General features: G+C 52.5%; 11 protein-coding genes and 1 tRNA gene. 7 read left to right on the forward strand and 5 right to left on the reverse strand.

Annotated elements, in window-relative coordinates; translation table 11 throughout:
* Positions 1-55: 55 nt before the first annotated feature.
* Together ACZ5EH_RS19260 and ACZ5EH_RS19265 are read right to left on the reverse strand one after the other, a co-directional pair.
* Entirely contained in the window at positions 56-988 is a 933-nt protein-coding gene (locus ACZ5EH_RS19260) for a glycyl-radical enzyme activating protein (RefSeq protein ID WP_464275499.1), read from the reverse strand.
* Positions 981-3,392, reverse strand: a complete 2,412-nt coding sequence (locus ACZ5EH_RS19265) for a glycyl radical protein (protein WP_464275500.1) — start codon at positions 3,390-3,392, stop codon at positions 981-983. The genes ACZ5EH_RS19260 and ACZ5EH_RS19265 overlap by 8 nt, the downstream gene beginning before the upstream one ends.
* A 431-nt stretch (positions 3,393-3,823) precedes the next feature.
* Here ACZ5EH_RS19265 and ACZ5EH_RS19270 point away from each other — a divergent pair, with 431 nt between their 5' ends.
* The 4 genes from ACZ5EH_RS19270 (at position 3,824) to ACZ5EH_RS19285 (ending at position 6,062) form a co-directional block, all read left to right on the forward strand.
* Positions 3,824-5,146, forward strand: a complete 1,323-nt coding sequence (locus ACZ5EH_RS19270; protein WP_464275501.1) for a LacI family DNA-binding transcriptional regulator — start codon at positions 3,824-3,826, stop codon at positions 5,144-5,146.
* A gap of 375 nt (positions 5,147-5,521) precedes the next feature.
* Positions 5,522-5,611 (forward strand): ribbon-helix-helix domain-containing protein, encoded by a 90-nt coding sequence (locus tag ACZ5EH_RS19275; RefSeq protein ID WP_464275502.1) that lies wholly within the window; start codon positions 5,522-5,524, stop codon positions 5,609-5,611.
* Between the two features lie 15 nt (positions 5,612-5,626).
* Positions 5,627-5,779 carry a hypothetical protein gene (locus ACZ5EH_RS19280; RefSeq protein ID WP_464275503.1) on the forward strand — a complete coding sequence of 51 codons (153 nt, stop codon included), beginning with the start codon at positions 5,627-5,629 and terminating at the stop codon, positions 5,777-5,779.
* Complete coding sequence (locus ACZ5EH_RS19285; protein ID WP_464275504.1) at positions 5,772-6,062, forward strand: type II toxin-antitoxin system RelE/ParE family toxin; 291 nt, start codon at positions 5,772-5,774, stop codon at positions 6,060-6,062. The genes ACZ5EH_RS19280 and ACZ5EH_RS19285 overlap by 8 nt, the downstream gene beginning before the upstream one ends.
* Positions 6,063-6,175: 113 nt before the next feature.
* On the opposite strand, the gene ACZ5EH_RS19290 is transcribed toward ACZ5EH_RS19285, so the two are convergent.
* The 3 genes from ACZ5EH_RS19290 to speD form a co-directional block, all read right to left on the reverse strand.
* A tRNA-Arg gene (locus ACZ5EH_RS19290) sits at positions 6,176-6,252 on the reverse strand.
* Positions 6,253-6,346: 94 nt separating this feature from the next.
* Complete coding sequence (locus ACZ5EH_RS19295; RefSeq protein WP_464275505.1) at positions 6,347-7,318, reverse strand: spermine/spermidine synthase domain-containing protein; 972 nt, start codon at positions 7,316-7,318, stop codon at positions 6,347-6,349.
* Positions 7,315-7,740, reverse strand: a complete 426-nt coding sequence (gene speD / locus ACZ5EH_RS19300) for an adenosylmethionine decarboxylase (protein ID WP_464275506.1) — start codon at positions 7,738-7,740, stop codon at positions 7,315-7,317. The genes ACZ5EH_RS19295 and speD overlap by 4 nt, the downstream gene beginning before the upstream one ends.
* A gap of 763 nt (positions 7,741-8,503) precedes the next feature.
* On the opposite strand from speD, the gene ACZ5EH_RS19305 reads away from it, so the two are divergent.
* From ACZ5EH_RS19305 to ACZ5EH_RS19315, 3 genes are all read left to right on the forward strand, one after another.
* Positions 8,504-9,166, forward strand: coding sequence for a FecR family protein (locus ACZ5EH_RS19305; RefSeq protein WP_464275507.1), 663 nt, complete (start codon positions 8,504-8,506; stop codon positions 9,164-9,166).
* Positions 9,167-9,312: 146 nt separating this feature from the next.
* Positions 9,313-10,347 (forward strand): threonine aldolase family protein, encoded by a 1,035-nt coding sequence (locus tag ACZ5EH_RS19310; protein ID WP_464275508.1) that lies wholly within the window; start codon positions 9,313-9,315, stop codon positions 10,345-10,347.
* An 84-nt stretch (positions 10,348-10,431) separates the two neighbouring features.
* Entirely contained in the window at positions 10,432-10,731 is a 300-nt protein-coding gene (locus ACZ5EH_RS19315) for a hypothetical protein (RefSeq protein WP_464275509.1), read from the forward strand.
* Positions 10,732-10,794 lie beyond the last annotated feature (63 nt).

A 10,794-nucleotide genomic window follows, 5' to 3' on the forward strand; every position in this document is an offset into this window, starting at 1 on the left:
CCCTTGTAAATCGAACTCACTACGTATTAAATCAATGACGCGGTGCGCCGATCGATCATTGTATCCGTACTGGTATGCCACAATCCTGGTATCGCTTCAGAAGATGATACAAGGCATCTTTCTTCAGCGACTTCATTTCTCCAAACTGATATTCCAGGCCCATACCTTTGTATTTTGGAAGCCCAAGCCGGTGGTATGGAAGGAAGACCAGTTCATCGACTCGGCGCAGTCCGCATACGGCCTCGACCATGGCATCAATGGACTGCACGTCATCATTGATTCCAGGTATGTATGGATACCGGACAGACAGTTGGCCCTTGTAGTTTTCACTGAGATACGTCAGATTACGCAAAATAAGCTCATTGCCCTTGCCGGTGTATTGTTTATGGAGAGCCGAATCGATGTGCTTGATGTCGAAATACATCGAATCTGTCGTATCGAGCACATCATCAAAATGATCTTGCGAAACATGACCGCAGGTTTCGATCAACACCGGGATGGAATGCTTTTTCAATTCCATCGAAAGTGAACGGATAAACTTGCTTTGCAGCAGCGGTTCCCCGCCGCTGAAAGTTATTCCGCCTCCGGACATGCTGTAATAATGAGCGTCTTTCAACAGGACGGCGAGCAACTCCTGAACATCCATGTGGCGCCCACACAGTGTCCGGGCATTATAAAGGCATACATCCGTACAGGCGCCACATCCCACGCATGTATCCGGATCGCTGATCATGCCGTACGACCCATCAAGGCGTATTGCGCCCTGCGGACAACTTTCACGGCACAAGCCACATCCCTGACAGTTGTTCTCATGAAACAGGACGGTAGGCCTGAAGGATTGTGATTCGGGGTTGGCGCACCACGCACAGCGCAATGCGCACCCCTTCATGAATACAACCGTTCGGATGCCTTTCCCGTCATCGGTCGCAAAGCGTTCTATGTTAAAAACAAAGCCCGCGCCGTGATCGATCTGAGCCGGTTTAGACATTCAATTCCACCCGGCTAATGACATCCTGCTGCACGACAGGAGCCAGCGTGGTGAACAGGGCGCTGTACCCGGACACGCGAACCATCAGGTCCCTGAAGTCCTCCGGCCGCTTCATCGCTTCCTTGTAGATATTGCCATCCACCACGTTGAACTGGATTTGCTGGCCATAGTTGTTGAAGAGCACCTTGACCATATCAATGACCTTCTGGCGCTTTTCGGCATTTTCCAAGGCAGCGGGAGTCAGGCGCATGTTGAAGATGGCGCCCTTCTGGAACCAGATGCTTGGGAGCTTGGCCACGGAGTTGCATGCGGCCGTGGCGCCTTCCCGCTCCGAACCATTAGCGGGCGAAATGCCGTTGTTCACGGGCATTCCGGCCTTCCTGCCATCCGGCGTGGCGCCGATGCAGGCCCCAAAGGCGATGTTTCCGGTGACCGGGCTCTGGCTGTAGGAATAGCAGCAGGGTATGGGCCCCTTGCCGTATTTCGAGCTTTTGTAGTTATGCCGGTAGGAGGAGCCGATGTAGTCTTCCACGGCTACGACCCACTTGTCCGCCTTGTCGTCGTCGTTACCGAACTTTGGCGCCTTGTTCAGCAGCAAGGCTTGGATCTGCGGCCCCGTAGGTGTGGTCGTCCCGTCCTCGAAATTGGTCTGAAGCGCATGAAGCAATTGTCGCATGGACAGCCTCTTCTGGACGAAGACAATTTCTTCGAGGGCGGCGAGCGCGTCGCCCGCGCTGACCGTACCGGCCGTGGGGCCGCCGTCCACGGAGTAGACCGACCCGCCTTCAACCAAGTCCAGCCCTCTGCCGATGCAGTCCTCGACGAGCGATGCCCGGAACGCATTGATGTCCATCAGAACATGCAATTCGTCGCTGATATGCTCAGTGACGACTTGCAGATCCATGAAATACGTCAGCATCTTTTTGTATTCAGCGAGTATTTCATCCGTTGAGGCGCAATCTTCGATGTTCTTGTCAAGCTTCTTGAAGGTGATGCCGGTTCTTGGATCGACGCCGTTGTTGAGCGTAATTTCCAGGACCTTTTCCACGTTCAACCACGGGCCTTTCGCAGCGAAGTCCCATTTTCCCGGGATGGACGCCTCGATGCACCCGTCCGGCGCCCAATTGACCAGATCCTCTTCCGCGATACCGAGATCCCGCAGGGTCCTGATGAAGGCTTTGTCGTTGTAGAATGCGGGCTGCCCGCCCTGATGGACCATCACGGCTTCCAGGGCCTTCATCATGAAGGCATCGTCGGTTCCCTCGAACCATTTCACGGAAATAGAGGGCGTGAACAGCTTCACGTCGGCGCAGGCTTCCACGCAAAGGTGGGAGACGTCGTTGACGGCGTTTTCGCCGTCCACGGTCTGGCCAGCCACTGCCAAGTTGATGAACATCTGGTATCCGAGGAAGAACTCCGAGTCGGGCCACGATCTCAGCTTGTTGATCTCGTTGCATTTGATGAAGAACGCCTCGACGATCTCAAGCCCTTGCTCGTGCGTGATCGTGCCCTGCTCCAGCTCTTTCTTGTAGAGGGGGTAGACGTATTGGTCGAAACGGCCGAGAGAAATGGCGTGCCCGTTGGATTCCAGATGCACGGCCAGCAGGATAATGTAGATGCTCTGGACGGCCTGCTCGAACGTTTGCGCGGGACCATAGGGGACCGTGCGGCAATTGTTCGCGATGCGCAAAAGCTCCTGCTTTCGCTCGATTGTATTAAGTCCGGCGGCCTTGACCTCGCAGGCCTCGGCCAGACGTTCCGCAAAGCGCAGAACCGCCTGGTTGCTGATGCGCGCCGCTTCCAGGAACCATTTCTTTTTTACCGTCCCGACATCCTTGAGATCCAGTTCGGCCAGCTCCTTGTCAATGCGATCGAGGACGTCCTTCAGCCCCTTGTTGACGACCAGTTCGTAGTCCACGATGACATTGCCCAGCCCCTGGCTTGTGACCCAGGTGTCATCGATGACCCCTGCGTTCCAGGCGTCATTGACTTCCTCCGGCAAGAGCTTCCGGAAATTCTCGTATAGGGTTTTCCCTTTCCAGTATTTGAGATCGTCGAGGATATCTTCTTTGGTCTGCTCGTCGTAAAAAAATCGGTCGCCCGGGCGTTCATCAAAACGATACGGCTTTCCGGCGAACTCCTCTTCCAGCCATTCGTGGGAATACTCCGGATAGATGGGCGCGCTCTTGATCCATTTTGCCTGATTGCCGACGATGAGTTCGCCATCTTGAATGAATATGGTCATCTGGTTCAGGACATCGTAGAACGCGTTCGCCCTTCTGAGGGCAATGGGCATCCCCTCGCTTTTCTTCATGGATGCGGTGAAAATGCTGCTGCGCTCGGAACAGATTCTCGGTTCGGTTTCAAACAGCCTCTTGCGTAACGACTTGATCCTACTGTTCACGGTCTTCCTCCTCATTTTGAGCATTCCGAAGAGTTTGCCACGTGTTATCTGAATGTAACTTGTTACAAACCTTCTACGCCTGCTTTTGCGGCCGTGTCAATAGGTTTTCTGAATAATCCTACATGCTCAACCCGCAACTGTCGCGTTTTCAAGCTGTTATGCGTTTATTTTCCCATTTTCACGAATCGCGCCCTCGACGATCAAAGGAATTCCCAACGGCGATTGCCCGCTCCACCGGCCGGGCGCCGTCCGTGGCGGGGGAATGAGAACGCAGGCGCACCTCTCCTGTCATCCGGCCGGAGGGCGAGAGCGGGCTTGCCCTCCCGCGAGCCGCGATGCAGCGCAGGCCAATGCGCCCGGATCCCGGGGATTGGCGCGGGCGCGGCCCAGCCAGACCAGGGTGAAAGGTACGGTCCATCGCGAGACGAATTTTGCTGCGGACGCCAGGAAGCCTGCTAGCGAACGGGAGGGCCTCCAGTTCAGGCTGGCGGGACCGGGCGCGAGATGAACAAGCCGGCTCCCCCGCCCAACCACCCATCCCCCCCGCCGATTCATGTGCAATGATGTTAGAATATTATCAGCAAGTCAGTTCGGTTAAGCTGTTGGATGCAACCTCTCTTCCCCTGGAGGACGGGCACGAAGGGGGGGTTTACAAGGCGTCAAAGCTGTTTATAATTCAACCACAACGTACAGAAACAAGTTACAACCATGGCATCCCATACATCATGGCGAATACAAAACGGCTCAAGAAAGCTATCGGCATCAGAGAAATCGCGACATTGGCCAAGGTCTCGACGGCGACGGTTTCGCGCGTCATCAATCAGCCTGAATCCACGTCTCCTGAAATCCGGAAAAAAGTTCAGGCAGTTATACAAGAACATAATTATGTTCCCAACCGTCTGGCAAAAAACCTGTTTTCCAAGACATCGAACTCCATTGCATTATTTGTCTATGATGTCGGCAACCCCTTCTTCAGCACCCTGATCAAGGAGCTGAACAAGATATGTTTCGACAATCAATTCACGTTGTTGATCTGCGACACTGAGGACAACCAAGAGAGGGAGGAGAAATACTTACGCTACTGCCAGAGCATTCGCTGTACAGGAAGCATATTGACGGAGGGCGTGAATTACAATCTCTTTACGGATATGGATTTTGGCCAGAAAATCGCCTGCCTGGATCGCTCGATAGGGGAGGACTATTCGTTCGTCACATCGGACAACTATGGAGGCATCCAGCGCCTCATGGATTATCTGTACAATCTGAACCACAGAAAAATAGCCTTCGTCGGCCCGAAAGAGAAATACCAGTCCGCGATAACGAGAAAGAAAAGCTACCTCGATGCGCTCAGTGCGAACGGCCTTCCGGTCGTTGAAGACTATATATTCGAGCTCGGCCGTTTTTCCTGGGAGACGGGGGTGGAAGCGCTTGGGTATTTTTGGTCGTTGAACGAGCCGCCGACCGCAGTGGTTTGCGCAAACGACCAAATCGCCCAGGGTTTCATCATGAAAGCCTACAAACTTGGCATCTCCGTGCCTGGCAACATTTCCGTGGCGGGGTATGACGGGGTCGATCTGTCCTATTTTTATCCCAAGATCACGACGATAAAGCAAGACATCCAACAACTGGCCGCCGCGCTTTTCGACTCCGTCAAAGACAAGGACGCGCCGGTTGTCCATAAGGTGGCGCCCAACAGCATAGAGATCGGCGAATCCTGCCGGAAAATATCCCTGCATGATGTCGCGACGAAATAATCCAAGCAAAGTGGTGAGGGCACATCCAAAACCAGACCCTCATCCCGAGGTTGGCATATCCGCTTGACAGCACAAAAAAAGGGCCAGCCTCAAACCCCGTCTAACCCAAAGATATACTTAAAAATGGTGCTCCCGACAGGATTCGAACCTGGAGCACCAGAATTAGGAATTCAGGAGCTCAGTCATAGATTTCTGAAATAAATGGATATTCTGAAATGAATTTCATGCGAAAACAACCATTTCTCAACCCCAAGGTTGGCAATAAATTGGCATCAATGTACTTTTTTGACGACGGCACCAATACACCACGAAATACAAACTTTGATAATCTTTGAATTTTGGGACATTTTTATTCATAATCAAAGGAGGAGCATCATGCATATCTCCCTTACGCCGGAGCTGGAAGCACAAGTAAAAAAGAAAGTTGAATCAGGATATTACAACAATGCCAGCGAGGTGATCTGAGACGCTTTACGGTTCATGATAAACCATGAAGAACTTGTCAACCTCATGAAGCTTGATGCCTTGCGGAAAGAATTGGCTCTTGGTGAAAAACAGGCTTTGAACAATGAGTTCTCCGATTCAAGTATCTCGGACATCATTCAAGAAGCCAAAAATGAGATCAATGCGTAATATTCGCCTTACGCTTGCCGCCAAAGGACAATTGAAATCCATTTGGCAATACACCTTTGAAACTTGGGGAGAACAAAAGGCTGACGCATATCTCAAAGAGATTGAAAAGAAGCTGAATATGCTGGCTGCAAATCCCAACCTCGGTAGAGGCAGACCAAGTATAAAAACCTGCTACTACTCGCTCAAGATCAACAAGCACATTATTTTTTATATATTCGACGAGCAACACGTCGATGTTATTGGTGTTCTGCATAAAAGAATAGATGTTATGACTTGGCTATAGATAGGGCTGAAACAACGCATCAGAAATTATTAAGCCCAAAAAAGCACCCTGCGCTAGCCTCACAAACACAAAAGGCCAGCCTCAAAAGAGACTGGCCTTACTCATTTCCATGATGGTGACCCCGGCAGGAATCGAACCTGCGACACCAGGATTAGGAATCCTGTGCTCTATCCTACTGAGCTACGGGGCCAATCGGAAGAAGAGATGCATACACGCGGGCGGGGGCCAGGGTCAAGAGGGGGGCGTGCAAAAACTCGCGCTCGGGGCGCACACGCATCTCCATGCTATTCCTGATACAGGCCGCTTTCCAAATAATACCCCGGGGGCGCCGCCGCAGTATACACAGTTGTTTCAGCAGCCAGAGCGTCGCGCAGATATTTTGGCAGCTGCAGCATGCCGGCCGCAGCTTCGCCATCAAAGCAGCGCAACTCGCCCGCCACATTTGCGGCAAGCAGTGCGTCCAACTTGTCCGGAGTAAGCTGCAGCCCCTTTGCTGCATCCTCTTTTTCCTGGGGTGTAGAGGCGTTCTTGCCCAGAATAAAGCCCATGGGCGAGGACCAGCTCGGAACGTAGGAACCAAAGCAATGCGCGTGGCCGAATACAGCCCGCATGGTGCTGGCCAGCCGCACGTGCAAACGCATTTCCGACGGCGCCGTGCACCCTGCCTGCATTACCAGCACGCCCCCAGGAGTAAGGATACGGCGGCAGGAATCCATGAACTCACGGGTGAAGAGAGCGAACGCCGGCCCCTCCTCAATGGGATCCGTGAGGTCGGAAACAATCACATCCCATTTTGGGGAGCTGGCCGCCACAAAATCCAACGCATCCTGCACGTGCACTGTGGTCCGCGGATCATCCAGACTCCCCTTATGGATTTCTGGCAGAAACTCGCGACAGGCCGCTACCACATCGCCATCAATATCAACGAGGGCCACTTCCTTCACGCTGCGCCATTTCAAGGCTTCACGCGCTGCCCCTCCGTCGGCGCCCCCAAGGATCAGCACCCTTTCCGGCGCCCCGGCACAGCAACAGGCCATGTGCACCAGGGGTTCATGATACAGGAACTCGTCGGCTTTGCTGACCTGCCATTTACCGTCCAGAATCAATGCCTTGCCGTATTGCCCGCTTTCGACAACCAGCATTTCCTGAAAGGCAGTCTTCCGCTGCGCAAGCAGGCGCTTGATACCGAAGCTGTGGCAATCCCAGGGGGTATTATACTCATGCAGCCATAGGCCAGCACCCAGAGGTTCGCTCATTGGGCCATACCCATGACGTGCGGTTCGGCCCGACAGGTGCAGTCGGTGTCGTCTGTAACCTCGTGAACAACGCCCTTGCCCCGGGGAATCGTCAGGCAGGAGTGGTTATCCGCCTGCATGGCGCCCACCAGATAATCACACGCGCGTTGGGGCACGCAGTTATCACCGCAGGTAAAACAATCCACGGCGGCATAACCGGCTTCTGGCCATGTATGAATGGAAATATGGGATTCGGCGAGCAGGCCCAGGGCCGTTACCCCTTGCGGGGTGAATTTGTGGCTGGTGAGCGTGAGAAGCTCTGAGCGGGCTTTTTTCGCGGCCTGGGCAATGGCGCTGCGGACAAAGGCTTCATCGTCCAGCAGCTCGAAGGGACATCCATGCAACTCGAGGATGCAATGGATTCCGGCTCCGGCTTGGGTCATTGGCGACACCTCCTTGATAGAAAAACAACGTTAGCCACCTGGAATCATAGATACCGGCATAAACTGCAGAAATCTGTCGATTTCCATAACCATCCCTTGGATTGGGTTCATGAATCGGCCGAAAAGGGTTTCCGGCCGTAGCTTCACAACGTGAAGCCCGTGCACAATACCCAAATCACCTTCTGTGTCAATTCTGTTACGCCACGGTTGAATCTATAGAGGGAGGCTGCGGCAAGCTGTGTTGTTCTTGCATGACAAAATCTGCGACCCATGCATATGCTGCAAACAATAATTTGCATGGCAGGCGTCGTTTCCATCTACTGCGGAGACACTATCGCAGATGCGGCGCCAGCACAAAAGACTCGCACTAAATAATTAATTCCACCAACAAATTACACCGAAATCACCCCCCTTTTCTATTAATGAGGCATCCAATGCCTTACCTTTAATTTTCGATATCATCTAAGCCGCACGGACAGTCAAATAATCAATACCGGAGAAAGCAATGACGACATGCACGCATGGAGCAGTACCTCCCAAATGACTTCCGCCCCTTTCGGATGGAGATTGTAAGAGGATGGTCTCTTGTAAAACAAAGGCATCTGCCCCTTGTCATGAAACCATTTGTCATATCTTTGTCGAATGCGTATGGTATGATATACATCAATTTGACCCCTGGTTCGTCCCGTAGCTCAGGAGGCCGTCTATGAAAGTATCTGTATATCTATTTTTCTGCTTGGCGTTTCTAATGGCAGCGTATTGTATGACGCCAACGCACGCCACGGCTGCGCAAACCACCAAGGCCATTGGAACAGTGGTTAATCTTGACGGTACGGCCTATGCCGTCAATGGCGCAGAGCGACGCAGCCTGAAGGAAGAAGCCTCGATCTATGAAAAGGACGTTTTGAATACCGGCTCTGCATCGGCCATGATTGTCAAATTTATTGACGACACTGAGCTCAGCATGGGTGAAAACACATCCATATCCATGGAGCAGTATTCTTTTGACGAGGAGCCTGATGGAATTGTTGGCTTTGCCAGTCGCCTCTTCAAGGGATTCGTCAAAATGGTAACCGGCAAAATAGTGGAGCGCGAACCAGACAGCTTCAACCTGAAGACTCCCATTGCCACGGTTGGTATCCGAGGCACCGAATTCTTTGCCGAAACTTTGCCTGAGGGGGAACAGATCGGTGTCACTTCCCTGGGAAAAGGGCACGTGGTGGAGCTGACGTCTGAAAGAGACGCAACCACCATTAAAGAGGAAGGCTACTACGTCAAGGTCGGCCCTGATGGCCGGTTCTCGCCGCTTATGCGGCTTACCCAGTCGGTCAGCAGTCGCATCATGCGCATGCAGTCCACTTTTTCGCGCATGAAAACCCGTGTAAAACCACCCGCTCCCAAACCAAAAATCAAGCACCATTATTAATGACAACGCCCCCTGTGGGATGTAGCTGCATACCCACAGGGGGCTTTTTTCATGCCCTTGCAAGGACTGACGCATTGATTTATTTCACGCCGCCTATACTTAATTGAACGCGGCGTATATGCGCCAGCAATCAAGGATCAAAACCAATGCGCTCATTTGCTTCTGACAACAACGCCCCAATCCACCCAAAAGTCCTTCAAGCCATAAACGACGCCAACCAGGACCACGCCATCGGTTACGGCGCCGACCCCTGGACGGAAAAAGCCACTGCGTGTCTGCGCGGCATTTTCGGCCACGATGTGGCGCCCTTTTTCGTACTGACTGGAACTGGTGCGAACGTTCTTTCCATCAAGGCTGTTACGCGCAGCTTCCATGGCGTCATTTGTGCGCAAACCGCGCATATGAATGTGGACGAGTGCGGCGCTCCGGAGCTTTTAACCGGGGCAAAGCTCCTGCAGATACCTGCCCAGGAAGGGAAAATAACCCCCGATGCCTGTGCGCCAGCCCTGCATGGGGTTGGTTTTGAACATACCAGCCAACCCAAGGTTATCTCCATAACCCAGTGCACCGAACTCGGCGCAGTGTATTCTCCTGAAGAAATCCGAGCCCTGGCGAAATTCGCCCATGATAATAACCTGATCTTTCATATGGATGGCGCTCGTCTGTCCAATGCGGCAGCTGCCCTCGGCCTTGGACTCAGGGAATGTTCACGAGATCTCGGCGTAGACATACTAAGCCTGGGAGGCACCAAAAACGGCTTGCTCTGCGGCGAGGCGGTCGTGTTCTTGAATCCGGCATTGCAGGAGCAGATCAACGAATTCAAGTATGTTCGCAAGCAATCCATGCAATTACTTTCAAAAATGCGCTATATTGGTGCGCAGTTCACAGCCCTTTTCGAAGGAAACCTGTGGCATGAAAATGCGGCAAAAGCTAATGCAATGGCAAAAATGCTTGAAAAACACCTTACTACTGTACCAGGAGTGACTTTGACGCGCCCAGTACAGACCAATCATGTTTTCGCCATGTTGCCACATCACGTGATTTCCAGACTGCAGGAAGAATATTTCTTTTATGTATGGTCACCGGAAATAAATGAATGTCGCTTTGTTACATCCTGGGACACGACTGAAGAGGACGTACGTGATTTTATCGCTGCACTGCAGCGCTGTTGCCCAAGATGACGTATAAACGTAACCGAAAGGGTATACCCTTCTCGCTGATAATCCGGTCTAATATCCACGCCGACGCAACAACAGGATGCCTCCATGAAACACCCCGTTGACCTGCTGCAACACAATACTGCCAAGGATGAAGAGCACACGCCTTCGGCAACAGGCCAGCCCCCTTCATTTCCTTCCTGCTTTTCAGGCAACAACCCAAAAAAACCTTCAACTAATGAAGCTTGCGAAAAGCCAGCCTACGGGGATTTCGTTGAAAACCTCAGTCGCTCGATTGTGGAGCGCAACGCTCAGGCGCGCAAAGGTCCCAGAGGGCACCTCCGCAGTAAACAACGCAGCCGCGCTGCTCTTGGCAGGGCGCTTTCCAGATTAATGCAGGATGAATAAGATTTCTTTTTTCAAGTTTATTATTTGTGATGCACTATTGCTATTCTCCGACGCATAATTTAT

The organism is Desulfovibrio biadhensis, assembly GCF_055388615.1.

Bases quoted from the DNA above. Each gene is read 5' to 3' on its own strand.
- ACZ5EH_RS19285 (WP_464275504.1), top strand. From the start codon at position 5,772: ATGCGTAATATTCGCCTTACGCTTGCCGCCAAAGGACAATTGAAATCC.
- ACZ5EH_RS19305 (WP_464275507.1), top strand. From the start codon at position 8,504: ATGACGCCAACGCACGCCACGGCTGCGCAAACCACCAAGGCCATTGGA.
- ACZ5EH_RS19310 (WP_464275508.1), top strand. From the start codon at position 9,313: ATGCGCTCATTTGCTTCTGACAACAACGCCCCAATCCACCCAAAAGTC.
- ACZ5EH_RS19280 (WP_464275503.1), top strand. From the start codon at position 5,627: ATGATAAACCATGAAGAACTTGTCAACCTCATGAAGCTTGATGCCTTG.
- ACZ5EH_RS19260 (WP_464275499.1), bottom strand. From the start codon at position 988: ATGTCTAAACCGGCTCAGATCGATCACGGCGCGGGCTTTGTTTTTAAC.
- speD (WP_464275506.1), bottom strand. From the start codon at position 7,740: ATGACCCAAGCCGGAGCCGGAATCCATTGCATCCTCGAGTTGCATGGA.
- ACZ5EH_RS19315 (WP_464275509.1), top strand. From the start codon at position 10,432: ATGAAACACCCCGTTGACCTGCTGCAACACAATACTGCCAAGGATGAA.
- ACZ5EH_RS19275 (WP_464275502.1), top strand. From the start codon at position 5,522: ATGCATATCTCCCTTACGCCGGAGCTGGAAGCACAAGTAAAAAAGAAA.
- ACZ5EH_RS19295 (WP_464275505.1), bottom strand. From the start codon at position 7,318: ATGAGCGAACCTCTGGGTGCTGGCCTATGGCTGCATGAGTATAATACC.